The organism is Lishizhenia sp., from assembly GCF_033720595.1.
Lineage (GTDB): Bacteria > Bacteroidota > Bacteroidia > Flavobacteriales_D > Crocinitomicaceae > Lishizhenia.
In genome coordinates, this window is the sequence record NZ_JAWWCF010000287.1 from 1 (window position 1) to 2,403 (window position 2,403).

Consider the following 2,403-nt stretch of genomic DNA (forward strand, 5'->3'; position numbering starts at 1 on the left):
AGGTGAAAGAATCACTGATAAAGGAGTTGGTAACGGAATCTCGTTATTGATTACTGTTGGTATCTTGGCACGTTTCCCACAAGCGGTATTTGCAGAAGCGATTGATAAAGAAAGCCCAGCTATTCCAATTTTACTTGAAATCGTTTGTTTCATGGCTATCGTTTTAGCGACTGTATTAATTGTACAGGGTGTGAGAAAGGTACCTATGAACTATGCAAAGAGAGTAGCTTCAGGAAGAGCGGAAGCAGGTGATCTGTCTGCAAGATCTTACCTTCCTATCAAGGTGAATGCATCAGGTGTAATGCCTATCATCTTCGCACAGGCAATTATGGCTGTACCGGTGATGGTTTTTGATGCTTCTACGTTCGGAATCTTTGGATTTTGGTACAACTTGGTATTAGCTGTATTGATTGTAGTATTTACTTATTTCTATACTGCTATCATGATTAACCCGAAGAAAATGGCGGATGACATGAAGCGTAGTGGTGGATTTATTCCAGGTATTAGACCGGGAGAAGAAACTGCTAACTACATTGATGCCCTAGTTTCTAGGATTACATTACCAGGATCGATTTTCTTGGCTTTGATTGCAGTGTTACCAGCAATGGCCTACATGGCAGGTGTTGGACAAGCTTTTGCATTGTTCTTTGGAGGAACTTCTTTATTGATTATGGTAGGAGTTGTTTTAGATACGCTTCAGCAAATTGAAACGTACCTATTGAACAGACACTACGATGGATTGATGGAAGGAACGAAAATCAGAGGACGTAGAACAGCCGGAGAAGTATCTGGATTTTAAGATAAAAGAATGGCAAAGCAAGCATCTATAGAACAAGACGGAACTATCATCGAAGCATTATCTAACGCAATGTTTAGAGTTGAGTTGGAGAATGGACACGTGATTACCGCACACATTTCAGGAAAGATGAGAATGTACTACATTAAGATTCTTCCTGGAGATAGAGTGAAAGTAGAAATGTCTCCTTATGATTTAACAAAAGGGAGAATAACTTTTAGATACAAGTAGGAGAGATCCGAATAAAAACAAAAAGAAGATGAAAGTAAGAGCTTCAGTAAAAAAACGTAGTGCAGATTGCAAAATCGTTAAGAGAAAAGGAAGAGTTTACGTGATAAACAAAAAGAATCCTAAACTTAAACAAAGACAAGGTTAGGCTTAATTATTTGAATTATGGCAAGGATTGCAGGTATAGATTTACCAAAAAACAAGAGAGGTGTTATTGGTTTAACATACATCTTTGGTATCGGTCGTTCTACAGCAGCAAAAATTTTAGCTGAGAACAAGATTGATGAGAACATCAAAGTTCAAGATTGGACTGATGAGCAATTAGGACTTATCCGTGAGTCTATCAACACAATTAAAGTTGAAGGGGCTTTACGTTCAGAGGTACAATTGAACATCAAACGTTTAATGGACATCGGATGTCAAAGAGGTATTCGCCACAGAGCTGGTTTACCTTTAAGAGGACAAAGAACAAAGAACAACTCTCGTACAAGAAAAGGTAAGAGAAAAACAGTTGCAAACAAGAAGAAAGCAACTAAATAATAAGTAAGATGGCAAAAGCACAGAAGAAGAAGAAAAATGTTAAAGTAGATGCAGTTGGTGAAGCGCATATTCAAGCTACCTTCAACAACATCATTATTTCTTTAACTAACAATGCTGGACAAGTTATTTCTTGGTCATCAGCTGGGAAAATGGGATTCAAAGGTTCTAAGAAAAACACTCCATACGCTGCACAAGTTGCTGCTGAGGATTGTGCCAAAGAAGCTCATGACTTCGGATTACGTAAAGTTAAAGTTTTTGTAAAAGGGCCTGGAGCTGGACGTGAGTCTGCGATCAGATCTTTACATAACTCAGGAATTGAAGTAACAGAAATCGTTGACGTTACTCCATTACCACACAACGGTTGTAGACCACCGAAAAAGAGAAGAGTTTAATAAAAGAATTTTTAACCCGAGTGGATTTATGGTTATCGAAGGAATTACGCCTTAATTCATAACCCCACTCATTACTTAATAAAATGGCAAGATATACAGGTCCAAAATCAAAAATCGCACGTCGATTTAGAGAACCAATCTTCGGCCCAGACAAAGCGTTGGAAAGAAGAAGTTACGGTCCAGGACAACATGGTCCTAACAAAAGAAGAGGAAAGCAATCAGAATATGCTATCCAATTAGGAGAAAAACAAAAAGCGAAGTACACTTACGGTATTTTAGAGAAGCAATTCTCTAACTTATTCAAGAAGGCATCTTCAATGAAAGGAATTACAGGTGAGAACTTGTTAATCCTTTGTGAGAGCCGTTTGGATAATACTGTTTTCCGTTTGGGAATCGCTCCTACAAGAAGAGGTGCTCGTCAGTTAGTATCTCACAAACACATTACTG

At 38.2% G+C, this 2,403-nt stretch carries 5 protein-coding genes and 1 pseudogene; all 6 read left to right on the forward strand.

The genetic code is table 11. From position 1 onward, the window contains the following. Positions 1 to 799 (forward strand): annotated as a pseudogene (locus tag R3333_RS14080) (SecY family transport protein); the annotation flags it as partial. Positions 800 to 808: 9 nt separating this feature from the next. Continuing rightward, positions 809 to 1,027, forward strand: a complete 219-nt coding sequence (gene infA / locus R3333_RS14085) for a translation initiation factor IF-1 (RefSeq protein WP_090248870.1) — start codon at positions 809 to 811, stop codon at positions 1,025 to 1,027. Positions 1,028 to 1,055: 28 nt separating this feature from the next. Then, complete coding sequence (gene rpmJ, locus R3333_RS14090) at positions 1,056 to 1,172, forward strand: 50S ribosomal protein L36 (RefSeq protein WP_090248872.1); 117 nt, start codon at positions 1,056 to 1,058, stop codon at positions 1,170 to 1,172. 17 nt (positions 1,173 to 1,189) lie between these two features. After that, the gene (rpsM, locus tag R3333_RS14095; RefSeq protein ID WP_318959409.1) at positions 1,190 to 1,564 is read left to right on the forward strand and encodes a 30S ribosomal protein S13; all 375 of its coding nucleotides are present in this window, start codon (positions 1,190 to 1,192) and stop codon (positions 1,562 to 1,564) included. An 8-nt stretch (positions 1,565 to 1,572) separates the two neighbouring features. Next, positions 1,573 to 1,956 carry a 30S ribosomal protein S11 gene (gene rpsK / locus R3333_RS14100; protein ID WP_090248876.1) on the forward strand — a complete coding sequence of 128 codons (384 nt, stop codon included), beginning with the start codon at positions 1,573 to 1,575 and terminating at the stop codon, positions 1,954 to 1,956. An 83-nt stretch (positions 1,957 to 2,039) separates the two neighbouring features. Next, positions 2,040 to 2,403 (forward strand): 30S ribosomal protein S4 (gene rpsD, locus R3333_RS14105; RefSeq protein ID WP_318959410.1); only part of this gene is annotated, 364 nt, incomplete at its 3' end.